Below are 24250 nucleotides of genomic sequence, written 5' to 3' on the forward strand. Positions count from 1 at the left end.
CGATTTGCAAAACAAGGGCTACTGAGCTATTTTTGCCACTCATTTTCAAAATTCAATTCAATGGTTGACGTAATTCTAGGCCTGCAGTGGGGTGATGAAGGGAAAGGTAAAATAGTAGATTATTTTGCTCCCAACTATGATATCATTGCCCGTTTCCAGGGCGGCCCCAACGCAGGTCATACGCTGTATGTAGAAGGTAAGAAAATAGTGTTGCACCAGATTCCTTCCGGTATATTCCACCAAAACACCATTAATCTTATCGGTAACGGTGTAGTACTCGACCCTGTAACACTGAAAAAGGAGTGTGACGCCGTAGCAGCTTTTGGAATTGATGTAAGAAAAAACCTGTTTATCTCTGAACGCACCAACCTTATTCTGCCCACACACCGTGCACTCGACAAGGCTTCCGAAATGCAGAAAGGCGACAGCAAAATCGGTTCTACGCTCAAAGGCATCGGACCTGCCTATATGGACAAAACAGGCCGTAACGCCATCCGCGTAGGTGATTTGCTCGACAAGAATTTTACTACACAGTATATCAAACTGCGCTTAAAACACCAGAAACTGCTCGATAACTTCCATTTCAATGAAGATATTTCTGCATGGGAAGAAGAGTTTTTTGAAGCACTGGAGTTTTTACGCACGCTGAAAGTGGTGAACGGTGAATATTTCATCAACAACCTCATCGGCAGCGGTAAAAAAGTACTGGCCGAAGGCGCACAGGGTACCATGCTCGACATTGATTTTGGTACATTCCCGTTTGTTACCTCTTCCAGCACTATCTCTGCAGGTGTTTGTACCGGCCTGGGTGTTGCCCCGCAAAAAATCAAAGACGTACTGGGTGTTACCAAAGCCTACTGTACGCGCGTTGGCGGCGGCCCATTCCCTACCGAACTGCACGATGCCGTAGGAGAAGAGCTGCGCAAAATAGGCAACGAATTCGGCGCTACTACAGGCCGTCCGCGCCGTTGCGGCTGGATTGACCTGGTGGCCCTTAAATATACCTGCATGATCAACGGCGTTACCAAAATGGTGATGACCAAAGCTGATGTGCTGGATACATTTGAAGAATTAAACGTTTGTACTTCTTACAAGGTAAATGGTGAAGAAAAAGCAGAAGTGCCTTTCCAGATGACCAAAGTGAACATTGAACCAACCTACAAAACGTTTAAAGGCTGGCATGCCGATTCAACCAAAATAAAAGAAGCAGCTGCAATGCCTGCTGATATGGCTTCTTACATTAAATTTATAAATGAATACACCGGCGCTCCTGTGAAGTACGTTTCTAACGGTCCGGGAAGAGAACAGATTATTCATTTGTAGTATATTGCCTGCTGCTAAATGCGGTATATTCAGGCATTGAATTTGTGAGGGAAAAATTTTTTTTGTTGATTAAAAAACTCGTTGAAATTTTACGAAGTTAATTTTCACGGATTATGGCAGCAAAATCAGATAAAGAGAAAAAAACAACCGGTCGCAAAACCGCACCAGACAACGACAATGAGAAGTCATCACCCAAAGCAACTAAAAAAGAAGCTGATGACGATGATGATGATTTTGAAGACGAGGATGACGACGTGGATGAAAAGCCATCCAAGAAACCGTCTAAATCTGCTTCAAAAAAATCTAAAGACGAAGAGGACGATGATGATGACGATGACGAAGATGCAGAAGAAGATGATGACGATTGGAACAAAGCTGAAGATGATGAAGACAGCTGGGACCCTGATTTTGACGAATTTGATATTCCTAAATCAAAAGGCAAAAAATCAACCGGTACCGGTACAGGCGCAGGCAAAAAAGGCGGCGATGAAGAAGATGATTTCAAAGTAGATGAAGACTTCAAAGAATTTGATCTCTTCAACGACAATGAATTTAATGATGATGAAGATGATGATTTCTAATCATCCCTGAATGAATTGTGCCAAGAGAACAAGCATCATTTCCGATAAACGATTTTGATGTATTCAAAAGACAAATGTTGAACTGGGCCAACCGGTTCAACATTTGTTGTTTTTTGGATAACCATAACTATACGCATACGCCCAACAGGTACCAATGCCTGCTTGCAGTTGATGCAATAGATACCTTTCGTGTGCCTGTAAGCAATCCCGGCACCATGCAGGCTTTGCAACAGTTTTTACAACAGCACAACGACTGGCTTTTTGGTCATTTCAATTTCGACTTCGGGCATCCCTCTCATTTGCCCGATACCATTGGTTTTCCTGATGCGTTTTTATTTCAGCCGGCCACGGTGATAGAACTGCAGCAGCATACAGTACATATTTCCTGTTACCACCACACACCCGAACAGGTGTTCCGGGTCATTAGCGCCGAAACGCCGGCCTCTGCACAATCGCCGGCTATAACACCTGCATTTACCCCCCGCATCAGCCAGGCCGATTATATAGCCAAAATACAGGCATTGCAAAAGCACATACTGCGGGGCGATTGTTATGAAATCAATTTCTGCCAGGAATTTTATGCGGCAAGCGCGCAGCTAAACCCGCTCGCTACTTATCTGCGCCTTGCAGCTGCATCACCTGCCCCTTTTGCAGCTTACTACAAAACAGGTGAACATCATTTGCTGTGTGCAAGCCCTGAACGGTATGTATACCGCGAAGCGCAAACCCTGTTATCGCAACCTATTAAAGGCACTGCACGCAGGGATACAACCAATGTGCACGCCGATGAACTGTTACGACAGCAATTGTTCAACAGCAGTAAAGACCGCAGTGAAAATGTAATGGTGGTAGATCTTGTGCGCAATGATTTCAGCAGGCTTTGTTTGCCAGGCTCTGTGCATGTGCAGGAGTTGTTTGGCGTATACAGTTTTCCGCAGGTGCACCAGCTCATTTCTACCATCACAGGCACATTGCCATCACAGGCAACCTTTGCAGCTATATTGGAAGCAACCTTCCCCATGGGCTCTATGACGGGTGCGCCCAAGCAAAAAGTACTGGAGCTTACCAGCCGTTACGAAACAGTAAAACGGGGCATTTATTCCGGTACGGTTGGTTATATCAAACCAGGTGGTGATTTTGATTTTAACGTAGTAATACGCAGCCTGCTGTACAATGCGCAAACGCAATACCTGAGCTACCTGGTAGGCGGCGGCATTACGTTTTACAGCGATGCGGCAAAAGAATACGAAGAGTGTTTGCTTAAAGCAGCAGGCATTAAAAAAGCCCTGCTGTAAACAGGGCTTTAGTTCTTCATAGCGTAAATTCTTATCGGCCTATGCATTGCCTTTGGCTACATCAACCGGTGGCTGAGGAGACAGCAGCAACTGCACGCTTTGCTGTAAAATGAGTTGTTTCTTTTCCTGGAAAAGCGACATCTTATCGTTGGGCAAACGCAACTGGTACGTTTTACCTTCTGAAATCATTTTTTCAAAACCGGGGTTCAGGCGGTTAAAATCTTTATCGTTCAGTGATAAAGTTTTAATAATTACACCTGCATTGTATTTACCGCTCAATGATACGGTTGTGGTGGTGCTCATTTCTGCATCAGTCAATATGGGTGCTGCCGTTGAGGATGAAACCATCATGGCATCGATATTGGCTTTCTGCAGGGCTGTTTCCTCGGCAGTAAGGCAAGTCCACCCGCCGCCACCTTCCAGTACATAATGTACGGCTATGAATTTCTTCACGTGGTTACGGGTTTCTTCGCGCAGAAAATACTGCAGATCCCAGAAATTACTGCTGCCGGCTTTTTTGATGGCTCTTTTAACACCACCAACGCCGCCATTGTAAGCAGCTACTACCAGCAGCCAGTCGCCAAACTCATCATAGAGTTCGTTGAGCAGTTTTGAGGCTGCCACGGTGCTTTTGTAAAAATCGGTACGCTCGTCCTTTGAACCCTTTCCCATTTTGAGACCATAGCGTTTTGCCTCGTCGGGCATCAGCTGCCAGGGGCCCACCGCACCTGCGTGCGAGCGAAGGGTAGAACTGAGATTGCTTTCAATTACGGATAAATATTTGAGTTCCGTAGGTAAGCCATTTTGGGCAAGCACTTTATTGTAAATGTTAAAATAAGGCTTCCCCCATTCTCTCATTTTTTCCAGGTCATCCTTTTCACGGGCAATATATCCTTCCACGAATGCAACTGCCTTTGGATTTAACTGGAAAAGATAGGGTTTATCCGGGTCGTAATTACCGCCATTGAACAGGGTTCTGAATCCTTTTGCAGAAGCAGAATCCTTGTCGGATGTTTTACGCCCCCCTTTACCAGTGCCGTCAATTGTGAACGACATGATGGTAAAACTGGCTATCAGTAGAATAATGGTTCCCAGCAGGTACCTGGCAAAGCGGGCCAATAAAAAGCCTCTTACAGAGAAAAACTTTCCTTGCATCAAGTATCGCTTTTTTATGATTATCAAATAGCAGTTCGCTGTGAAACTGCGTTTACGCGTATTGATCGGGTGTGTAAAACCCTGTTGACCAGTTGCTTTGGCTCAATTTTAAAAGGGAGGTAATGCTGTTGTTGCGTTTCTGGTCTAAACTTCCTGACTAATCTTTCGCTGCTATTTGCATGAACGTTTTTGAAAGGCTCAGCAAAGTTACTTCATTCATTTGAGAAGTCATCACCTGAATACCAAAAGGCATGCCAGAAGGGTGGGTGAACAAGGGAAGGGATATGCCCGGAATCCCTGTGAGATTGGCGAAAACCGTGTAAATATCCGCCAGGAAAATTTCTATCGGATCACTTTTTTCGCCGATTTTAAAGGCAGGGGCTGGCACGGTTGGGGAAATAATGGCATCAAATTCCCCGAAAATGGCAGTCGTTTTTTGGGTCAGCAGTCTTCTTACCTGCTGTGCCTTAGTAAAATACGCATCATAATATCCTGAGCTAAGTACAAAAGTACCTAACATGATCCTTCGTTTTACTTCGGCTCCAAAACCCTCGCTGCGGTTCTGTTTATAAAAATCTGTCAGATCGTCTGTCGCTACCGGTGACCTGTACCCATATTTAACGCCATCATAGCGCGATAAATTGCTTGAGGCCTCTGCAGTTGTTAAAACGTAATAAGCGGGCACTACATAGTCAAGCAAATCAAAATCAACAGCTTGCACTAAATGGCCTGCAGCTGTTAAAGTTTCGATAAAAGCTTCTGTCTGCTCTTTGATCGCGGGGTCTAAACCCGGATGTTCGAGTGCCTGTTTAAAATAGGCAATGCGATACGGCTTTTCAGGCTGTGTTTGCAGCTGTTCACTGTAAGCCGGCACAGGGGCAGTGCTTACGGTGCTGTCGAATGCATCTTCACCTGCAATTACTTCAAGTGCAAGTGCAACATCATTCAGGTGCAGACCGAAAATACCAATCTGGTCAAAGGAAGAGGCGTAGGCAATTAAGCCGTAACGGGAAACGCGACCATAAGAAGGTTTGAGGCCGATAATGCCGCAGAAATCGGCTGGCTGGCGTACAGAGCCGCCCGTGTCGCTGCCCAGGCTAAGCATGCACATATTGCCTTGTACGGCAACGGCAGAACCGCCTGATGAGCCACCGGGCACCCTTTCGGGATCGGCAGCATTGCGTACAATACCGTAGGCAGAGTTTTCATTGGCACTGCCCATGGCAAATTCATCACAGTTCTGGCGACCTATGATAATGGCACCTGCATCGAGCAGGCGTTGTACAGCTGTGGCGTTATAAAGGGAAACAAAATTTCTGAGAATGCCGGAAGCGGCTGTTAGTCCGTGATCCTGGTAGCTGATCACATCCTTGATACCGATAACTACCCCATACAATGGTTGTAAGCTTTGCTGGCCGGGTAAAGCTGCATCGAGCATGGCTGCGCGTTGCAACGCTTCTTCTTTGTATACTTCGATAAACGCATTGAGGTGCTGTTGCGCAGCTATCCCGTTTAAATAATAATGAACGGCCTCCACACAGGTGGTTTGGCCGTTCAATAATGCGTTATGATAGTCTTTGATTCCGGTAAAGCTAAACAAAGGCTAAACAAATTTGGGGTTGTAAGAAAATTACTGCTGAGTGGTGCCAGTAGTAGTAGTTGTCTGCTGAGCAGGCGCTGCGGGCGTAGTATCTTTTTCGCGCATGCCTTCTTCCAGTTCTCTCTTCACGTTTGTTTTAGCATCGTTGAATTCGCGGATGCCACGGCCCAATCCTCTCATGAATTCAGGGATTTTGCGACCGCCAAACAATACCAGCACTACTAATGCAATCAGTAGAATTTCTTGGAAACCTAGGTTACCCATATTATTTTGTTTGATGTGTGAAAAACAAAGTTATTTATTAATTCGTTGCTGCGAACTTTAATTACCGTTAAGACGGAATAAAAAAGCGGAAGTTTATCAAGCAACTTCCGCTTTCAAAAATATTACAGCAACTGTTAATTTATTTAACACGTTTTTCCTTAATCCTGGCACTTTTACCACTGCGTTCACGCAGGTAGTAAAGTTTGGCGCGACGTACTTTACCTACTTTGTTCAGCTGGATGCCGTCGATGTTTGGAGAGAAGAAAGGGAACAACCTTTCAACGCCTACACCGTCAGAAATCTTGCGAACGGTAAAAGTAGCGGTAGAACCGGTACCCTGGATTTTAACCACATCTCCGCGGAAGCTCTGGATACGTTCCTTGCCACCTTCCACAATTTTATAGTTAACGGTAACGTTGTCACCGGCTTTGAATTTAGGAAAATCCTTTTTTGCTGTCAGTTGCTCATGCACAAATAGAACTGCTGCGTTCATGGCTTAAAATTTAAGGACGGCAAAGGTAAGTACCAATGCTATCAATTCCAAAGAAAATATTTTCGTTTCGGGGGCAAATTTAGCTCATTTCTGTCGCATTTCCCTGTAAAACACGCAGCATCAGGTATTTATTCAGGTAAAAACGCTGCTATTTCTTTCAAAAAAAATTCCGGCACCTTGCGGGTGCCGGAACTGTATATGTTTAACCAGCAGGCTGATTATCGTGCTACGTTTACTGCCCTTTTCTCGCGAATTACGGTTACTTTAATCTGGCCGGGATAAGTCATCTCGGTCTGGATTTTCTGCGCAATTTCGAAGCTCAGTTTATCGCTTTCGCTATCGGTTACTTTTTCCGCCTCAACAATTACACGCAGTTCGCGACCGGCCTGGATGGCGTATGCCTTCTCTACGCCCTGGTAGGCCATAGCGAGGTTTTCAAGGTCTTTAATGCGCTGCAGGTACTGTTGCATAATCTCCCTTCGTGCACCGGGGCGGGCGCCGCTAATGGCGTCACAGGCCTGCACAATGGGTGAAATCACATACTGCATCTCCATTTCATCGTGGTGGGCACCAATGGCATTTACCACGGCAGGGTTTTCACCATATTTTTCGGCTAAGCGCGCACCCAGCAGGGCATGGCTCAGTTCAGTTTCTTCGTCGGGCACTTTACCAATGTCGTGGAGCAGACCGGCACGTTTGGCCAGTTTGGGGTTAAGGCCCAGTTCAGCTGCCATAATACCACACAGGTTGGCTACTTCACGGCTGTGCATCAGCAGGTTTTGACCGTAAGAAGAACGGAAGCGCATTTTACCTACAATACGCACCAGCTCTTTGTGTAAACCGTGGATACCCAGTTCAATAACGGTACGCTCCCCTATTTCCATTACCTGCTCTTCCAGCTGTTTGCGGGTTTTCTCTACCACTTCCTCGATACGGGCCGGGTGAATACGGCCATCGGCTACCAGGCGCTGCAGTGACAGGCGGGCGATTTCCCTTCTCAACGGGTCGAATGAAGAAAGCACAATGGCTTCAGGGGTATCATCCACAATCAGGTCAACACCTGTTGCCGCTTCAATGGCGCGGATGTTACGGCCTTCACGGCCAATGATCTGCCCTTTTATTTCATCGCTTTCCAGGTTGAAAACGGTAACTGTATTCTCGATGGTTTGCTCAGCAGCGGTGCGCTGAATGCTCTGGATAATTACTTTGCGGGCTTCCTTGTTGGCTTTCTGCTTGGCATCTTCAATAATTTCCTGCTGCAGTGCCAGGGCCTGGGTGTGGGCTTCCTGTTTCAGGCTTTCAACCAGTTGTGATTTGGCTTCTTCGGCTGTAAGACCGGCAATTTTTTCAAGGCGGCGGATATGCTCTTCCTGGTGTTTTTCCAGCTCGGTGCGTTTGTGGCTCACCACTTCAATCTGGCGGTTCAGGTTTTCCTTGATGGCCTCGTTTTCCTTGATCTGCTTTTCGATAGCAGCCTCTTTCTGGTTAATGGCAATCTCTTTCTGCTTGATCCTGTTCTCTGTTTCGCCGAGTTTTTTATTTCTTTCGAGCACATCTTTATCGTGCTCAGCTTTTAATTGTACAAATTTTTCCTTCGCTTCAAGTTGCTTTTCCTTCTTAATATTCTCTGCGCGTATCTCTGCTTCTTTTAAAATACTCTGAGCCCGGGCCTCTGCATCATCTACCTGCTTCTGTGTATTCTTGGCAAAAATGAACTTACCTGCAATAATCCCGACAGCAATCGCTATTACACCAATTATTATATACATACCTGTTTGATCCATGCTTTAATGGCGTTTTTAAATTTAATTCATAATCCTGTACCCCGCTCACTCTTATAGGCACACAGTGCGCGGTAAGGTAAGTTGCGAAGATAATTAAAGCGAATCAAATTTTCAGAAAGAGTAAATTTCCCTTATTAAGACCAATAATTCCAGTTATGGGAAATGCAATACTTGTTATAAAATATTAACATTCTGATTATCAAAAAATTACAGAAAATTAATACTTGGCACTATACTTGGCTATAAGTTGGTACCCGTTTTTATTCCGACGAAGTCCCGAAAACAGAACGTTTACCCGTAAACGTTTCAACAAAAAAATCCGGTATAAGCTACCGGATTTTTTTATGCCCCTGTGAGAATAAGATCAATTATACATTAAACAGCGCTTTATCTAACATAAGCTCCAGGGCTGCCAGTTTGTTGATGGTTTCTTCGGTACGGATAAGGTCTTCACCGGTTTTGTTCTGCTCCATGGCAAACCAGATGAGTACCATGGCCACGTAATCCTGCATGTCTTTCCCGGCGAAGCTGGTTTTAAATTCAACAATTTTGTCGTTGATCAGCTTGATGGTTTTACGCACCAGCTCTTCGTTAGACGGTTCTATTTTAAGGCGGTAACTTCTGTCACCGATAATAATATTGACTGGTATTAATTCAGGCTTCATGTGTTATGCATTCAGCAGTGACAGGCATTTTTCTATTTCTTTGAGATATCCGTCTATGCGTTTTTCGAGGGCTTTTTTTTCTGTGCCGTTGAGGTTACCGGTGCTGATTTGTACAATATCCAGCTGTTCCTGCAGCTGCTGCACTTTATCTTCCCGGGTTTTCACCACTTGTTTGGCTTGTTGCAAATCGGTTTTCAGCTGCAGGTTTTCTTTCTGCAATACCTGGTACTGCCGCAATAGTTGCTGCAACTTATCGTGTACTGCCTTTAATTGTGTTTCCAGGTCTGCCATAATGGTATAGGGAAATCCCGCACAAGTTGTACCACAATTTTGTGCGGGATGTAAAAAATTATTTTCTGATTTCTGCGCTCAGTTCTTTTTCAAAACCGGCTACAAGTTTACCAATCATTCCATCAATTTCTTTATCCGTCAGGGTTTTTTCTTCATCCTGGAAAGTGAAATTAACGGCCATTGATTTTTTGTCGGGGCCGAGTTTGTCGCTTTCGAAAATATCGAAGAGGCGCACCTGCTGCAGCTTAGGCAGTTTTGTTTTCGCAATCACTGCCTGCAATGCTTCGTAGGTAGTGCTGCGCGGAACTACCAGGGCCAGATCGCGCTGAACTGCCGGGAAACGCGGCACTTCGCGGTAGGTAATTTTTTTCTGGCCTGCCAGTTCGAGCAACAGCAGAAAATCAATATCGATAAAATACACCTGTTGTTTAATATCAAACGCATTGAGCTGCTCACGGCTTACCTCGATAATGGTGGCAACGGTTTGTTTACCGGCCAGTACTTCCAGCTCTATGGCGTGTTTGCTCTGCGTTTTGTGCACATAGCTGAAATTTCCGATGCCTGCACTTTGCAACAAGGCTTCTGCTACACCTTTGGCAATATAGAAATCAACTGCCTGTGCTTTACCCTGCCAGCTGTCTGTTACGATATTGCCGGTGAGGTAGGCGCAGAAATGTTCTTTCTCGCTGTAATTGCCCACACCGCTTTGGTGGTAGGTTTTACCTGTTTCAAAAAACAGCAGGTTGCTGTTTTTGCGGTTGCTGTTGTAGGCAATGGATTCCAGGCCGGTTTCCAGCATGGAGGGGCGCAGTACATCGAGCTCAACGCTGAGGTTGTTGATCATTTTCACCGAACCGGCCAGCACTTCTTCTGAGAAATATTTGCTGTTGGTGATAGAGTTGGTGAGTATTTCATTAAAGCCTTTGCCTACGAGGTAACCTGCCAGCTTTTCGCGCATGCCTTCTTTAAAACCAAGCGATTCAATAGCAGGAGAAATGGTAATAGCTGTAGGAATATCAATGTTGTCGAGGCCATCGATACGCAAAATTTCTTCTACGATATCTGCGCCCAGGCTAATATCCGGTTTACTGTACGGAACTGCCACCCACAATTCGTCCATGCCTTCTTTTACAATCTCGAAACCAAGGCTGGTGAGAATACGTTTTACTGCATCGGGGTGATAGTTTTTACCGCTGAGCTTTTTCAGGTAGTGGTATTTCAGGGCCACCTGTTTTTTTGCTTCGGGGTTTGGATAGATGTCAATTATATCTGATGCTATTTCACCACCGGCAATTTCCCTGATGAGCAGCGCGGCACGTTTCAGCACATTGACCGTATTGGAAATATCCACACCTTTTTCAAAACGAGTGGCTGCATCTGTACGCAGGCCATGCCTGAACGATGTTCTGCGCGTAGTGATGGGATTAAACCATGCACTTTCGAGAAAAATATTCGTTGTGGTATTTTTAACGCCACTGTATAAACCGCCAAACACACCGGCAATACACATGGGGCCTTCAGCATTGGCAATTACCAGGTCTTCTGCATCCAGCCTGCGTTCTTTTTCGTCTAATGTAACGAACGGTGTGCCTGCAGGCATGTTCTTTACAATTACGGTGTTGCCGGTAATGGCATCTGCATCAAAGGCATGCAGTGGCTGACCGGTATCGTGCAGCACGAAGTTGGTGATGTCGACAATATTATTGATCGGGCGCAGGCCAATAGCCAGCAACCTGTCTTTCAGCCATTGCGGCGATTCCTGCACGGTAACACCCTTGATGCTTACACCGGCATAGCGCTGGCAGGCATCGGTGTTTTCGATGTGCACTTCAATGGGTTGCCCTCCCTGATCGGGTTTAAACGTTGACGGAAACGGGCTTTTCACCCTTGCGTCTTTGTTATTGTGATGCGTTAAATAAGCACAAACATCCCTGGCGACACCGTAATGGCTCATGGCATCCATGCGGTTAGGGGTAAGACCGATTTCATAGATCCAGTCTTCATAAGGCTGAAAGTACGAAGTGGCAGACTGGCCAACCTGTGCTGTTTCGGGCAGCACCATAATGCCGGCGTGGCTTTGGCCCATACCGATTTCATCTTCGGCACAAATCATCCCGAAGCTTTCTTCCCCGCGGATTTTGGCCACTTTCATGGTCAGCGGTTCGCCTGTGGAAGGATAAATGGTGGTACCAACGGTTGCCACCACTACTTTCTGGCCTGCAGCCACATTGGGTGCACCGCAAACAATCTGCAGCGGGGCTTCGCCGCCAACATTTACTTTGGTTACCCTGAGCTTGTCTGCATTGGGATGCGGAACACACTCCAGTACTTCCCCGATTACCAATCCGCGCAGGCCGCCTTTAATACTTTCATATTTTTCAAGGCTTTCCACTTCCAGGCCAATGCTGGTTAAAATTCTGGATAATCTTTCGGGATCCACTCTCTCGGGCAGGTATTCCGCCAGCCAGTTATAAGAAATCGTCATGCATCAAACTTTTGAAATAGGCTGCAAATATAGTTGATAAGTTGACTGTTTAGCCCGTTGCACAAGGTATTGCGCGGAATAGCAGCCTGCATTGGTTTACAGCCTGTTAAAACAGCCTTCCCTGGCTGCCCGGCCGCCTGAACTGGGTACAATCCAACTCCCAGCGTTCGGCGTTGAGCTTGTACAACTTATTGTATTTTATAAACTGTTGCCGCACCAGGTCGCTGATGGGCCCTTCGCCGCGCATGCGTACACCCCAGCGGCTGTCGTTTACCTGGCCGCCATGCCCGTTTTCGATCAGGTGCCATACCTTATCGGCCCTGTCAGGGAAGTTCTTGTACAGCCAGTCGTGAAACATGATTTTGATAGCCCCGTTCAGCCGGATAAATGTGTAGGCAGAGAAAGTAGCGCCGTTTTCGCTGGCTGCCAGCATTATGCGTTGCATTTCGTGTTCGTTTAACCCGGGTATCATGGGCCCGAGCATTACCCCCATGCGTACGCCCGCCTCGCTCAGTTCTTTGATAACCCGCAGGCGTTGTTTGGCTGTGGTGGTACGTGGCTCCATTACACGGCGCAGGTCTTCATTAAACGACGTGACAGACACCAGTACGCTCACCAGCTTTTTCGCAGCCAGTTTGGTAAGCACATCCTTGTCGCGCAAAATACCTGCGTTTTTGGTAATGATACCAACCGGCTGGTTAAACTCGAGGCAAACCTCGAGCAGCTGGCGGGTAATTTTAAACTGCTGTTCGGCAGGCTGGTAACAATCGGTGTTACCGCTAAGTGAAATGGGCAGGCATTCCCATTTCGGGTTCATCAGAAACTTGCGCAGCAATTGCGGCGCATTCTTTTTTACGATGATTTTCTGTTCAAAATCCAGCCCGGCGCTGTAGCCCCAGTACTCGTGTACATTGCGGGCATAACAGTAGATACAGCCGTGTTCGCAGCCCTGGTAGGGATTCATGCTGTAGAACATGCCCACATCCGGACTGTCTACCTTGTTAACAATGGTTTTGGCTTGCTCTTCGATAAACTGTGTAGCGGGGTTGGATTCTGTCCAATCGTCAATGGATTCAATCTGCTCCCGCACTTTTTCATTTTTCAGAAAGCGGTTGGGAGTGTTGATTTGTGCACCGCGACCTTTCAGGTACTGTGCTTCTTCCGGCATATTGGCCGGTGTAGGTTTTGCATTGGGATTATGCTGCATGTTTTTCATACGCTGCTGTTTTTCTTGCTTCAACAAATCATAAACATCGGTACAGGTTAGTAGTATTACAGCGTACGAAGCGCGGCCTGGCTCGGGCATGCGAGCCAGGCCGGCCCGTGAAAAAGAATAATTTAGCCGAACAGATCGCCTTGCGTAGGCTGTGCCAGCGCAACGGGCTGCGCGCCGCAAAGCTGCATGTGCTCTACTGTTTGGTAATAGCTTTTATTGCCCATGCGGCGTTTTAACAGCAGCAGATCGTTGGCCATAAAACGGCCGGTGAAATTGCGTTGCGAAAACTCCTGCCATGCTTTTTCGTACTGCCAGGGCTGCAGTTTGCGCGCCAGGGTAATGTGCGGCGTAGTGATAAAGTGCGGTTTGTTGTCTTTATCGAACTGCAGCAGCCTTTGTGTATCGCGGAGTGCGCGAACGGTTTGCACGATAGATGTTTTGGAAGTAACATTGATGTAGATGGTATGCGATGGAAAGCTACCAAAGTTACCCAGCTCTACCTTGAAAGGCTGCAACTGCGCTGCGATAGAGCGAAACCGTTGCAGGATGCGTGCTTCCGCAATTTCGTACTGGATAAATTTCACCAGCGTGATATGCGGTAAGGATTTGGCCGCCAATTCACAATCATAGCGGGCAGCAAATTCTTTTTTCAGGTCGATAATTTTATGCCATAAATCTTCGTGCGGGTGCAGCACCATGAGGTATTCTGCAACGGGGTATCCGGGTAATGCTGAAATGATCTTTTCCATGGTTTTTCATTTTACTGTTCGGCCGGCAGCAGCCTGAAAACATTGATCTCGCGGCCTTCTTCAAACTGGTTACGGCGGCGCAGCAGCACCAGTTCCGTAACCTCAAAAGTTTCGTGAAAAGTTTGCCGTGAGTATACGGGAATGGCTTTTTCATACACTTCACCGGTGAGCTGCCCGGCAATATTGAGGTGTGGTTTAGCGGTGAACTGTACGGGCGCACAGGCACAACTTTCAATATACCCGCTTACGGCTTTGAGCTGTGCGGCCAGCTGCGCAAAAGGCAACGGATCCTGTACACGCAGGTAAATGGTATGCGGGGGCAGGCTGCTGTAATTGTTGAGCGTTACAGCAAACCCCGGCAATACACTGGTAATGCGATGCATCCAGCGAATGATGGTTTCTTCCATTTCTTCCCTGGCTGTAAAAGAAGCCACCACAATATGCGGCGCTCCTGTTGTGCCCTTATGCCCGAACTGTACAGCAAACAATTGTTTTTCTGCCAGTACCTGCGCAGCCACTGCCGCGCCCGGGCGAACAATCAACTGGTATTCGTATCCTGCCTGCCTGCCTATTGCTGAAGCGGCAGCCGGTTGCACCCATCCTGTATTCATAAAACAAATTTTATCAGGCAATAAATTTAGCATAAAATTGCTAATAATATTAGTAAAAACAAAATTATTTATATGCAGCCTGAATCTATTTACGGGAGCGTTTACAAAGGCTCCAAAGCATTTAACCAATGGGATGTGCCTACTGCCAATGCCACCGGCTTCGGTGCAGCTGCAGATGATTACATGGAGCGTGGTATAGATTTAAATGAGCAGCTGATACGCAATAAACCGGCGACTTTCTTTTTCCGCATGTGCGGCGATACCATGACGGGTGCCGGCATTTACAAGGGCGATGTGCTGATTGTAGACCGGAGCATTAAAGCAGTGCCCGGCAAAGTGATTGTAGCTGTGCTGGATGATGAAATGCTGGTGCGGCGGCTGGAATACACGCCGGATAAAATAAGACTGGTGGCCGATGCTGCCCGGTTATCTGCACTTGAGGTTAACCACCAGTATGAACATTTTGCCATATGGGGCGTGGTAACTTATGTAATACACAGCCTGTAGTTATTGCTTCAGGTAAATGGTAAAGCTGGCACCCTTGCCCGGGGTGCCTTGTGCAGTAATATAACCCTTGTGGTTGTTGGCAATGCTTTTGCAAATGGCCAGGCCAATGCCTGTTCCCGCATATCCTGTTTTACCATGCAGGCGCTGGAACAGCTGGAAAATGCGGTCTGCATACTCCTGCTCAAAACCAATACCATTAGCAGCAAACAGGCTTGCGGCAAGTGAAGAAAGAAGTCGCCGGGATAGTTGGGTTGCGCGAACATCAGGGATATTGATTGTTTACCTGCAAGGTAACTCACCTGCAGGCCTGGTACGGTTAAAAGGCACTGTATGCAATATAAAAAAAGCTTATAAGGTTGGCAAGGATATTAAAACAGCGTTAATTGATTGTTTACCGGGGGCTGCTCTTTTCCAAACACGGTGCGGCCGCCATATTTCCAGCTATCTGCGCGTTCCTGTTCAATTACCTGCTGCAGGTTACCGCCTGCAATAAAATCTTTTTCAGCCTGCTGCGCCAGTGCACTTAACTTTTTAATGGCTTCCTGCTTGTCGCTCTCGCCTATGGAAGCCTTGTGTACAGCGGTTTGCAGTATTTGTATGGTTTCGTCGTACACCTGTATGGGAACAGGAAAGGGATGACCGTCTTTGCCGCCATGCGCAAATGCAAAACGTGCAGGATCTTTAAAACGGGAAGGCGTGCCGTGTATTACTTCGCTTACCAATGCGAGTGATTGCAAGGTGCGCGGACCAACACCCTGCAATAACAACAGCTCTTCAAAATCAGCGGGCTGCTTGTCGCGTGTTAGCCATAATACGGAACCGAGGCGCTTGAGATCAACATCTTTTGCACGAACATCATGATGCGCAGGCATAATAAGGCGTTGATAATCGCGGATTACATTGTCGGGGCCATCTTTTGAAAATTGTACAATGGCGTTGCGTGCAGGTGCGGCCTGCATATCGGTCATATTGAGTATTTGTCCCTGGTTAGCACCGCAAATCGCCGCGTGCGGATTTTCTACAAACGAAGTAACGGAGGCTGCATGCCAATGATAACGCCGTGCAGTTTTGGTACCTGCCTGCATACCCTGCTGCACCACCGTCCAGTCACCTTCATCACTTACAATAAAATTGTGCGTGTACAGCTGAAACCCGTCCTGTACAGCCGTATTGTCCACCTTTGCACTTAGCTTGCTGCAACGCACCAACTGGTTCCCGTTAAGTCCTGTTTGTTCTGCAACAGCGAGCAATTCACGTGGCGCTTCTGTTGAATGTTTGCCTTTGCCGCCGCAGATATAAATGCCGAGTGTTTTGGCATTGGGGTTAATGGCGCGTTTGAGTGCGCCCATTACTGAAGTGGTGATGCCTGACGAATGCCAGTCCATACCCATTACTGCACCAAGACTTTGAAACCAGAAAGGGTCACTGAGGCGGCGGATAACTTCTGCCTTGCCGTAGTCTGCCAGTATGGTTTCGGTAATAGCCAGTCCCAGTTTGGCCATGCGCTGGGCAAGCCATTGTGGAACATAGCCGTAATGTAAGGGAAGATCTGCACTGCCTGACCGCTTCATGCTAACAAAGTTAGCGAATCTTTTGCTTGTGTTTCATGCAAGGCTGTAACGAACAAGGCCGCAAAAAGAAAAATCCTCCCATTGTTGCGGGAGGATTTACCGATAGCAGGTCAGGATTATTTTTAAACAGCCTTTACGGACGACTGGCTGTGTTTTACTTTCCCGTGGTGGTGCGAAGGTTTCATTTCGCTGATAAGCCGCGCTACCAGGGCAGTCCAGCCGCTTTGGTGACTGGCACCCAAGCCGCTGCAATTATCGCCATGGAAATATTCGTAAAACAGGATCAGGTGCTCGTTACCGGGTTGCTGGTAAAACCAGTTGTATTTGCCGTGCAGCGGTCGTTTGCCTGATTCGTTTTGCTGGAATAAGCCAATTACGCGTTTGGTTAATTCATTGGCCACTTCGAGCAACTCCATGTAATTGCCGGAGCCGGTAGGGTACTCGATGGTGAATGTGCCATCGTAGAACTCACCATATTTTTTAATGGACTGGATGATGAGAAAGTTGATGGGCATCCAGATTGGTCCGCGCCAGTTGCTGTTACCACCGAAGAAATTAGAAGTAGAATCGCCCGGGTCGTATTGAATGTTGTAATCCGTTCCTTCAATGTTTACCGAGTAAGGATGTTCCTCATGGTATTTTGACAAGGCGCGTATACCGCATGGCGCCAAAAATTCCGATTCATTGAGCATGCGTTGCAGCAAGGCCTGCAGCTTTTCTTTCGGAATCAACGAGAGCAATATTTTTTCACTTTCAGCCCGTTCTTCATTGGGCCAGAACTTATTGTTCTTTAACCGGTAGTTTTCAAACCAGGTAATGCGTTTGGTGAAGTCTTCCAGCTTGTGCAATACATTGCGCTGGATGATAGACACCGCGAACAGGGAAGTTAAACCCACGATAGACTGGATACGCAGCTGCAAAGGCTTGGTGCCTGGTGCGCCGAGAATATCATAGAAAAACTTGTCTTCATCGTTCCACAAACCCATTTCGTTTAATGCAGAGGCAATGAGCACAAAGTGTTCGAAGAACTTGGTGGCGGTATCTTCAAAGGAAGTATCCTGCATGGCGATTTCGATAGCCATATCCATCATGTTGAGTGCATACATGCCTACCCAGCTGGTACCATCGGCCTGCTCCAGTTCCATTTGCCCATGCAGCTGTATGCTGCGGTTAAACACGCCGATGTTATCCAAACCAAGGAAACCGCCTTCAAAGATGTTGTTACCGTTGGGATCTTTGCGATTGATCCACCAGGTGAAGTTGATAATGAGCTTCTGGAAGATGCGTTTTAAGAACGTGATATCTCCCACACCTGTTTTTTCCTTTTCAATGTAGTACACCTGCAATGCGGCCCATGCGTGTACCGGTGGATTTACATCACTGAAATTCCATTCGTAGGCAGGCAGCTGACCATCGGGTTTCATGTACCATTCGCGCATCACCAGTATAAGCTGATGCTTTGCAAAATTGGGATCAATCATGGCCATGGGAATGCAGTGAAAAGCAAGGTCCCACGCGGCATACCAGGGATATTCCCATTTATCGGGCATCAGGATAATATCCTGGTTTTTGAGGTGCTGCCAATCATGGTTACGCCCCCACCGCCGCTGATCGCTGAGCGGGGAAATGCCATCGCTGTTGGAGATCCAGCGTTCAATATCGAAGTGGTAATATTGTTTGCTCCACAGCAAACCGGCAAAAGCCTGGCGTTGTACCTGCTTTAATTCTGCCGGGATATTTTTGGGCAGCACTTCGTTGTAAAACTCGTCTGCTTCCATTTTGCGCTGGGTGAATGTTTCTTCAAAGCCATGTGCAAACGGCTGATCCATCAACACATCTGACAAGCGCAGGTAAATGGTTTGCGTGCGGCCTGCGGGTATTTTGTATTTGTATACCGGTGCAAATTTGGTACCCTGTGATTGTGCCTTGATGTACTCTACATTCTGCTGGTGAACAATGGCATCGTTGAATGCATCTTTTACCAGCGGGTTGGCATTGGGCTTACCGAACAGCTTTTCGGTATTGGTTTCATTTTCTGTAAAAAACTGTTCATTGGTTTTGGGGAAGTAGAGATAGTAATTACCCAAACGTTCATGATTGGCTTTTACGGTATAACTGTTTACACGGCTGATTACCGGTTTGCTCATTACACCACCGTACTGCCAGCGGTTATAGAACCAGATGGTAGGCAGCAGTGTAATGCTGGCAGCGGTTTTGTAGCGGTTGGTGATGGATATTTTGATGCCGATATCGCGCTTATTACATTTGGCGTAGGTGATGTGCACATCAAAATAACGGTTATCGTTAAACACACCGGTATCCAGTATTTCATACTCGGGTTCGAGTTTGCCGCGGCTCCTGTTTTTTTCGATCAGGTCATCGTAAGGAAAAGCCTGCTGCGGGTATTTGTACAGGAACTCCATATAGTAATGCGAAGGAAGATTGTCGAGGTAGTAATACAATTCCTTTACATCTTCACCATGGTTGCCTTCGTAGTTACCGAGGCCGTAGAGACGCTCTTTTAAAATAGGATCTTTACCATTCCACAGTGATATACCAAAACAGAGATTCTGAAAAAAGTCGGAGATACCGGCAATACCATCTTCACCCCAACGGTAGGCGCGGCTATGTGCATGACTGAAAGGAAAATAATTCCACGCATCATTGTTCTCGCTATAATCTTCACGTACGGTACCCCACTGGCGTTCGGAAACATAAGGTCCCCATTGCTCCAGCGGTACTTTCTTGGTGGCATTTACATTCAGCCTTTGTTGTTCTGCAGTCATTACAATTACTTGCGTTAATCAATAGCATGCACAGTTTACCTCAGCAGTAAACGGGGTTGACAAACTGTGGCACGGGCAAGCAAAACAAGAGATAAAATTAGCACGAACTTGCCAAACGCAGTGTTTACAAGTATAAATGCAAAATACTTTAATGTTTTTTAAAGTTGTTTCACAGTGTGTTAGGATTAAACACAGGCGGGTATTTTTTTGATAAACAAGGGTTTCCGAACAGTAACGGCTGATCCATGTGCCAATAATACCGAGCTGGGTTGTTGTTGAAAGTAAGGTACGAAATCCTTTCCATATAAAGCGGCTACGTCAACATCGAGTTGCCAGTTGTGCACGGGAAATGTTTGCCAGCGCACATGTTCCACTTCATATTCAATAGTAGTATTCGCGTTGTATTTGTTGTAGCCCCAGTAGTGTTCAAAAATAAATTCTTCTTCAGAACCGGGCAGTATATCCTGTAATGTATTGCCGGCTTCAACCAACAGCGACTGCCATTTGCCTTTGAACTTCCATGCATATGCAGCCTTAACAGCACCGGCAGTTTCGTTTAATGTTGCGCGCATGGGCATGGCCTTGTAGGGTTCACGGTACAGGATATTGGCCGTGTAAGCAATAGCGGGGCGTGGAACAATCTCGCTTACAAAGCAAACGCCCCGTTTCCATTCTTTCCCGTTAAAGTGCTTTACGTAAAAACGGAGATTTACTTCCGGGAAACTGGCGTGAAACGGCCAGCGCACCCCTAACATGCGGGTATCCATAAAATTAAAGCCGACCAGGCTTACCAGCACTTTTCCGTTAAATGTGTCTAATTCTGTGTAGGCAGGCAACCAGGGCTGCAGAATTTGCGCATCTACTGCATAATTGAGCATCGCGAGGTGTGTCCAACGGGCTGTTAAAAAAACTTTATGCATAATTTAAATATAATCAGCTTAACAAAACCCGGCAATGAAGTGTTTATTCTATAGCAGTCATTGTCATTTAGTTAGCACCAACGGTTGCGCATGCAACACAAATGCCCGGAGATATGCGCAAAGCCTGCAATGCCAAACCACATACTACAAAACCATGCAATCAGCCACAGCACATAAAAGGCGCCTGTACCTGGAGCGCTCTACCCTGCAGTTGCTGCGCATCCCGTTTTCTGTTTTCCTGATGCCGGTGTATTGGTTTGCGTTAAGCAATATACAGCACATACAGGTATGGCATGCAGTGCTGGTATTTTTTATTTTGCATGTGCTTGTGTATCCATCCAGCAACGGTTACAACAGTTATATGGACCGCGATACCACACCTGTGGGCGGCATAGCCAATCCTATGCAACCCACCCGGCAGTTGCTGTATGTTACACTGGTGATGGATGCGCTGGCCCTGTTATTGTCTGCAACAGTTGCACTGTATTTTGCGGCTGGCATTGCCTGTTACATACTCTGCTCCAGGATGTACAGCTACCGCGGCATACGATTGAAGAAATATCCCATCATCGGCTTTCTTACAGTAATACTTAACCAGGGTGCACTTGTGTTTTTGCTGGTGTATATCGGTTGCAACCAGGATACCACAATTGTTCCCTGGCAACCGGTGGTTGCATCAGCATTGCTCATAGGCGGTTTTTATCCCATTACACAAGTATACCAACACAAGGCCGATGCGGCTGATAATGTATATACGATCAGCATGCTGCTGGGCATTAAAGGCACTTTTGTGTTTTGTGCATTGGTGTATGGACTGGCCTTACTGCTACTATTCAATTTTTACGCTGCCCTGCAAACACTCACGCCCTTTTTAATTGTACAGTGCTTTTTTATACCGGTGATTGTTTACTTTATCGTTTGGTTTACAAAGGTGCTCAGGAATACCGCTGCAGCTGATTTCAGGCATACCATGCGCATGAATTTACTGGCCTCTGCCTGTACTAACCTTGCCTTTATTTGTTTACTCATATTACACCAGCTTTGACAAACATTATTTCCATAGGAACCGCAACACCTGCCTGGTGCCATTCGCAGCAGGACATACTGGGTTTTATGCAGCAGCTGTATCAACTGCCTGCGGAAGAGCAACGCAAACTGGCCTTTTTATATAAGCACAGTGGCATTGATCAGCGCTATTCCGTGATAGCCGACTATGGCTTACCCAGGGAGCAATGGCAGTTTTTACCAAAGCAGCCCGGCGAAGCTTTTCCCCTGCTGGAAGAACGCATGCAACTGTACCAGCAACATGCATTGCCGCTTTCTTTACAGGCCGTAGAAGGATGCCTGAAGGGACACCTGGCACCGGAAAACATTACGCACCTGGTTACCGTAAGCTGCACCGGCATGAGTGCACCCGGACTGGATATACAGGTGGCAGAAGCACTTCAGCTGCCCGGCAACACCTTTCGCACTTCCGTTAATTTTATGGGGTGCTATGCGGCCATACATGCCCTGAAGCTGGCACATTTAATCTGCGCCGGCAATGAGCCAGCCAATGTACTGATTGTTGACACCGAGCTTTGCACCCTGCATTTTCAGCAAGCCTATACACCCGACAACGCAGCAAGCAGCCTGTTGTTTGCAGACGGCAGTGCCGCTGTATTGCTATCGAATACAACACCCAGGGGCAGGCATGTTGCAATACAGGATTTTTATTCCCTGGTAGCTACCCGCGGCAAGCAGGACATGGCCTGGGAATTAAGCAGCAAGGGCTTTTTAATGACGCTGAGCGGTTATATTCCGCAGCTGATACAGCAAGACATTGTGCCACTGGTACAACAGGCGCTGGCGCATAGCCAACTGCCACGCGAAGCGGTGATTAACTGGTGTATTCACCCTGGTGGTAAAAAAATACTGGATGTGATAGAAAGACAATTACAGCTGCCGGAAGACGCCCTGTGTTTTTCGCGCAGGGTATTGCAGCAATACGGCAACCTGTCGTCACCCACTATTTTATTTGTGCTGAAAGACATGCTGCAGAGCGCGGCCCGTGGCCCTGTTTTTGGAGCGGCATTCGGCCCGGGATTAACGATGGAAACCTTTACCGGCAAACTCATATGAACCTTCGCCTTCGCTCATACCAGCCAGAACTGCTTGATGCAGACGACCTGCCATTTGAAGACATACGGCGCAACATGCACGAACTGCAGGTGATTAACCAATGGCTGGGCGGTCATGATATTACCCTGAAAGGTTTTAAAGCACTATTGCCCAAAGCTGCAGACAAAAACAATATCCATATCTGCGAGATAGGCTGCGGCGGCGGAGATAACCTGGCGGCCATTGTGGCCTGGGGCAAACGGCATGGCATCAACATTCAATGTACAGGCATAGACATCAAACAATATTGCATTGATGTGGCACAGCAGCATCCATTGCTGCAACAAAACATGCAATGGATTACCAGTGATTACCGCGCTGTTGATTTTGCCCGGAAACCCGACATTATTTTCTGCAGCCTGTTCTGCCATCATTTTACCGAGCAGGCGCTGGTGCAGCAATTGCAATGGATGCAGCAAAACAGTACAGCGGGCTTTTTTATCAACGATCTGCACCGGCATCAACTGGCCTATTTTTCTATCCACTGGTTAACGCAATTGTTTTCCCGCTCCTATCTGGTAAAAAACGATGCACCGCTTAGTGTTGCGCGCGGGTTTATAAAAACAGAATGGCAGCAATTGCTGCAGCAGGCGAACATTCATCATTACAACCTGCGCTGGCAGTGGGCATTCCGTCATTTACTGGTATATACCCATGACTGAAAACCAGGTGTACGATATGGCCATTACCGGGGGCGGACTGGCCGGTCTTTCGCTTGCCATACAGTCAGCAAACGCCGGTTACAGCACGGTATTATTTGAAAAAGAACACTACCCGTTTCACAAAGTATGCGGGGAGTACATCAGCATGGAAAGCTGGCCATTTTTAGAGCGGCTGGGTATACCGCTGGGGAATTTACAATTGCCGCGTATCAGTCAATTGGAGGTAAGCGATGTAAAAGGCCGGTTGTACCATTTTCCCCTTGATACGGGCGGGTTTGGCATCAGCCGGTTTAAGCTGGATCAACTGCTATACCAGGCAGCGCTGCAAAAAGGTGCCACCATACACACACAAAGCAAAGTAAACAGCATCAATTTCAGCGATGATACCTTTACCATACAAACCGCGCAGCACACCGTACAAGCCAGGCTTGCTACGGGCAGTTTCGGCAAACGCAGCAACCTCGACATTCAATGGAAACGGCCATTTATACAAAACAGGCCGGGTAAACTCAATCAATACATCGCCGTAAAATACCATATCCGTTACCCGCAACCGGCAAACACCATTACATTGCACAATTTTGAAAACGGGTATTGCGGCATATCCCGTATAGAAGACGACACCTGCTGTTTGTGCTATCTTACCACTGCTGCCAACCTCGCAGCCGGGCAATCCATTGCGGGAATGGAAGAACGCTTTTTATTCCATAATCCGCACCTGCAGCGTATTTTCAGCGAAGCCATTTTTCTGTATGAGCAACCGCTGACCATATCGCAGGTAAGCTTTCAACAAAAAGAGCAGGTATTGAACCATGTATTGCTTACCGGCGATGCAGCGGGTTTAATTACACCGCTTTGCGGCAATGGCATGAGCATGGCGCTGCATGCATCCAAACTGGCATTTGAAGCTGCCATACCGTTTTTAAACAATACCTGCAGCCGTGCAACAATGGAAGCCGTTTACACCACACAATGGCAGCAGCAATTCGGCAAACGCCTGGCCACGGGAAGAGCTGTACAACGCCTGTTTGGCGGTAATATTACCACTTCGTTATTTCTTGGTTTAATGGGCCTGTGCAAGCCTGCTGCACGCAGTTTAATACGCGCTACGCATGGTCATACTTTTTAATAG

General features: G+C 47.0%; 23 protein-coding genes. 8 read left to right on the forward strand and 15 right to left on the reverse strand.

Going from position 1 to position 24250, the window contains the following annotated elements; translation table 11 throughout:
• Window positions 1-60 precede the first annotated feature (60 nt).
• From DXN05_RS02285 to DXN05_RS02295, 3 genes are all read left to right on the forward strand, one after another.
• The gene (locus DXN05_RS02285) at window positions 61-1323 is read left to right on the forward strand and encodes an adenylosuccinate synthase (RefSeq protein WP_116845584.1); all 1263 of its coding nucleotides are present in this window, start codon (window positions 61-63) and stop codon (window positions 1321-1323) included.
• 113 nt (window positions 1324-1436) lie between these two features.
• Entirely contained in the window at window positions 1437-1904 is a 468-nt protein-coding gene (locus tag DXN05_RS24540) for a hypothetical protein (RefSeq protein ID WP_158559103.1), read from the forward strand.
• A gap of 113 nt (window positions 1905-2017) precedes the next feature.
• Window positions 2018-3199 (forward strand): anthranilate synthase component I family protein, encoded by a 1182-nt coding sequence (locus DXN05_RS02295; RefSeq protein WP_245975094.1) that lies wholly within the window; start codon window positions 2018-2020, stop codon window positions 3197-3199.
• Between the two features lie 39 nt (window positions 3200-3238).
• On the opposite strand, the gene DXN05_RS02300 is transcribed toward DXN05_RS02295, so the two are convergent.
• The 11 genes from DXN05_RS02300 to DXN05_RS02350 all read right to left on the reverse strand — a co-directional run bounded on the left by DXN05_RS02300 (window position 3239) and on the right by DXN05_RS02350 (window position 14512).
• Complete coding sequence (locus DXN05_RS02300; RefSeq protein ID WP_116845586.1) at window positions 3239-4354, reverse strand: lytic transglycosylase domain-containing protein; 1116 nt, start codon at window positions 4352-4354, stop codon at window positions 3239-3241.
• Window positions 4355-4511: 157 nt separating this feature from the next.
• The gene (gene gatA / locus DXN05_RS02305; RefSeq protein ID WP_116845587.1) at window positions 4512-5954 is read right to left on the reverse strand and encodes an Asp-tRNA(Asn)/Glu-tRNA(Gln) amidotransferase subunit GatA; all 1443 of its coding nucleotides are present in this window, start codon (window positions 5952-5954) and stop codon (window positions 4512-4514) included.
• Window positions 5955-5984: 30 nt separating this feature from the next.
• On the reverse strand, window positions 5985-6218 hold the full coding sequence (locus tag DXN05_RS02310) for a Sec-independent protein translocase subunit TatA/TatB (RefSeq protein ID WP_116845588.1): 234 nt from the start codon (window positions 6216-6218) through the stop codon (window positions 5985-5987).
• A gap of 139 nt (window positions 6219-6357) precedes the next feature.
• On the reverse strand, window positions 6358-6711 hold the full coding sequence (rplS, locus tag DXN05_RS02315) for a 50S ribosomal protein L19 (RefSeq protein WP_116845589.1): 354 nt from the start codon (window positions 6709-6711) through the stop codon (window positions 6358-6360).
• Window positions 6712-6929: 218 nt separating this feature from the next.
• Window positions 6930-8480 carry a ribonuclease Y gene (rny, locus tag DXN05_RS02320; protein ID WP_245975096.1) on the reverse strand — a complete coding sequence of 517 codons (1551 nt, stop codon included), beginning with the start codon at window positions 8478-8480 and terminating at the stop codon, window positions 6930-6932.
• 383 nt (window positions 8481-8863) lie between these two features.
• On the reverse strand, window positions 8864-9160 hold the full coding sequence (locus DXN05_RS02325) for a cell division protein ZapA (RefSeq protein ID WP_116845591.1): 297 nt from the start codon (window positions 9158-9160) through the stop codon (window positions 8864-8866).
• A 3-nt stretch (window positions 9161-9163) separates the two neighbouring features.
• Window positions 9164-9451: a hypothetical protein gene (locus DXN05_RS02330; protein WP_116845592.1), complete on the reverse strand. Its 288-nt coding sequence runs from the start codon at window positions 9449-9451 to the stop codon at window positions 9164-9166.
• Window positions 9452-9509: 58 nt separating this feature from the next.
• Window positions 9510-11936: a phenylalanine--tRNA ligase subunit beta gene (gene pheT, locus DXN05_RS02335; RefSeq protein ID WP_116845593.1), complete on the reverse strand. Its 2427-nt coding sequence runs from the start codon at window positions 11934-11936 to the stop codon at window positions 9510-9512.
• A 106-nt stretch (window positions 11937-12042) separates the two neighbouring features.
• Window positions 12043-13152: a PA0069 family radical SAM protein gene (locus tag DXN05_RS02340; RefSeq protein WP_211329962.1), complete on the reverse strand. Its 1110-nt coding sequence runs from the start codon at window positions 13150-13152 to the stop codon at window positions 12043-12045.
• Window positions 13153-13274: 122 nt separating this feature from the next.
• The gene (locus tag DXN05_RS02345; RefSeq protein WP_245975097.1) at window positions 13275-13901 is read right to left on the reverse strand and encodes a 2'-5' RNA ligase family protein; all 627 of its coding nucleotides are present in this window, start codon (window positions 13899-13901) and stop codon (window positions 13275-13277) included.
• 11 nt (window positions 13902-13912) lie between these two features.
• A complete protein-coding gene (locus tag DXN05_RS02350; RefSeq protein ID WP_158559104.1) occupies window positions 13913-14512 on the reverse strand; it encodes a 2'-5' RNA ligase family protein in 600 nt (199 codons plus the stop codon).
• A 72-nt stretch (window positions 14513-14584) separates the two neighbouring features.
• Here DXN05_RS02350 and DXN05_RS02355 point away from each other — a divergent pair, with 72 nt between their 5' ends.
• Entirely contained in the window at window positions 14585-15019 is a 435-nt protein-coding gene (locus DXN05_RS02355) for a LexA family protein (RefSeq protein WP_116845595.1), read from the forward strand.
• Here the strand turns inward: DXN05_RS02355 and DXN05_RS25190 are convergent, their stop codons facing one another.
• The 4 genes from DXN05_RS25190 to DXN05_RS02375 all read right to left on the reverse strand — a co-directional run bounded on the left by DXN05_RS25190 (window position 15020) and on the right by DXN05_RS02375 (window position 20296).
• A complete protein-coding gene (locus DXN05_RS25190) occupies window positions 15020-15295 on the reverse strand; it encodes a sensor histidine kinase (RefSeq protein ID WP_116846364.1) in 276 nt (91 codons plus the stop codon).
• Between the two features lie 92 nt (window positions 15296-15387).
• Window positions 15388-16590: a DUF763 domain-containing protein gene (locus DXN05_RS02365; RefSeq protein WP_116845596.1), complete on the reverse strand. Its 1203-nt coding sequence runs from the start codon at window positions 16588-16590 to the stop codon at window positions 15388-15390.
• A 122-nt stretch (window positions 16591-16712) separates the two neighbouring features.
• Window positions 16713-19376, reverse strand: a complete 2664-nt coding sequence (locus DXN05_RS02370) for an MGH1-like glycoside hydrolase domain-containing protein (RefSeq protein ID WP_116845597.1) — start codon at window positions 19374-19376, stop codon at window positions 16713-16715.
• Between the two features lie 185 nt (window positions 19377-19561).
• The gene (locus tag DXN05_RS02375; RefSeq protein ID WP_116845598.1) at window positions 19562-20296 is read right to left on the reverse strand and encodes a YqjF family protein; all 735 of its coding nucleotides are present in this window, start codon (window positions 20294-20296) and stop codon (window positions 19562-19564) included.
• A 154-nt stretch (window positions 20297-20450) separates the two neighbouring features.
• On the opposite strand from DXN05_RS02375, the gene DXN05_RS02380 reads away from it, so the two are divergent.
• Genes DXN05_RS02380 through DXN05_RS02395 form a run of 4 tightly spaced genes read left to right on the forward strand, consistent with a single transcriptional unit; the run spans window position 20451 to window position 24247 of the window.
• Window positions 20451-21341 carry a UbiA family prenyltransferase gene (locus tag DXN05_RS02380; protein ID WP_245975098.1) on the forward strand — a complete coding sequence of 297 codons (891 nt, stop codon included), beginning with the start codon at window positions 20451-20453 and terminating at the stop codon, window positions 21339-21341.
• Complete coding sequence (locus DXN05_RS02385; protein WP_116845599.1) at window positions 21338-22417, forward strand: type III polyketide synthase; 1080 nt, start codon at window positions 21338-21340, stop codon at window positions 22415-22417. Before DXN05_RS02380 ends, DXN05_RS02385 begins: the two co-directional genes overlap by 4 nt.
• The gene (locus tag DXN05_RS02390) at window positions 22414-23118 is read left to right on the forward strand and encodes a methyltransferase domain-containing protein (RefSeq protein ID WP_116845600.1); all 705 of its coding nucleotides are present in this window, start codon (window positions 22414-22416) and stop codon (window positions 23116-23118) included. Before DXN05_RS02385 ends, DXN05_RS02390 begins: the two co-directional genes overlap by 4 nt.
• Complete coding sequence (locus tag DXN05_RS02395) at window positions 23111-24247, forward strand: NAD(P)/FAD-dependent oxidoreductase (protein WP_116845601.1); 1137 nt, start codon at window positions 23111-23113, stop codon at window positions 24245-24247. Before DXN05_RS02390 ends, DXN05_RS02395 begins: the two co-directional genes overlap by 8 nt.
• Window positions 24248-24250: the final 3 nt, after the last annotated feature.

It is taken from the genome of Deminuibacter soli, assembly GCF_003412455.1.
GTDB classification, from domain to species: Bacteria; Bacteroidota; Bacteroidia; order Chitinophagales; family Chitinophagaceae; genus Deminuibacter; species Deminuibacter soli.